Source organism: Pseudoalteromonas sp. 2CM28B (assembly GCF_023161935.1).
Window position 1 is genome coordinate 1 of the sequence record NZ_JALNTH010000102.1, and the last position, 991, is coordinate 991.

Consider the following 991-nt stretch of genomic DNA (forward strand, 5'->3'; position numbering starts at 1 on the left):
ATGGGTACCCAATATTCACATTTATCTAACTTTGAACGTTGTCGTTTATTTGAGTGGTATCATTACCAAAAAAAATCAATACGTGAGGTGAGCCGATTACTAAATCGCTCACATAGCACTATTAGCCGAGAGCTAAAGCGTAATAAATATGATTATTACGTACCAACTTATTACCCTCATCCAGCTCAAATGTATTATGAAGTAAGGGTAAGGGAGAGAGCTAAGCGAGTTAAGCTTAAGTCTGTTGAAGCTCAACGCTATGTGGCAGATAAACTCAAACTTGGGTGGAGTCCTGAGATCATAGCTGGACGAATAAAATTTGATAAAACCTTACCCAGCGTATCTCACGAGGCCATTTATCAATATATATACAAGAATGAAACATCACTTATTGTATATTTAGCTAGGCAACATAAAAAGCGTAAGAAAAAATATCCAACCCGTAAAACGAAAACAGTTTGGGGTCAAAGATGTAGTATTTTAGACAGACCAGATGACATTAATCTCAGAAAAAACGTTGGGCATTGGGAAAGTGACTCTGTTGAATCTAGCGACAGAAAATGTGCGCTGAATGTGTTACTTGAACGAGTTTCTAGAGTGTGTCACATCACTAAATTATCATCTAAAAAAGCTCTAGCGACATCGAATGCAATATGTAAAAAACTATCTATTTACCCACCAAGCTCTTGTTTATCGATAACTTATGACAATGGCTCTGAAAATACGGAGTTTAAAAAAGTAGAAGCCATTTTGAAAAATAAATCTTATTTTTGTGAGCCTTATCACAGTTGGGAAAAAGGTGCTGTAGAGCAAATAAATGGGTTAATTAGAAGGTATTATCCGAAGAAAACAAACTTTAGCAAAGTAAGCCATCAGCAATTAAAAAAGGTAGAGGAGCAACTAAATAATCGCCCTAGAAAATGTTTAGGATTTAAAACACCAAATGAAGTCTATAATGAATTAGGTGGTGCACTTCCAATTAGAATCTAGG

At 35.5% G+C, this 991-nt stretch carries 1 protein-coding gene; it reads left to right on the forward strand.

Features of this window, described 5'->3' with window-relative positions; all coding sequences use genetic code 11:
• Positions 1 to 990: IS30 family transposase (locus MTN96_RS36805; RefSeq protein WP_039972569.1), on the forward strand; the 990-nt coding region annotated here is incomplete at its 5' end.
• Position 991 lies beyond the last annotated feature (1 nt).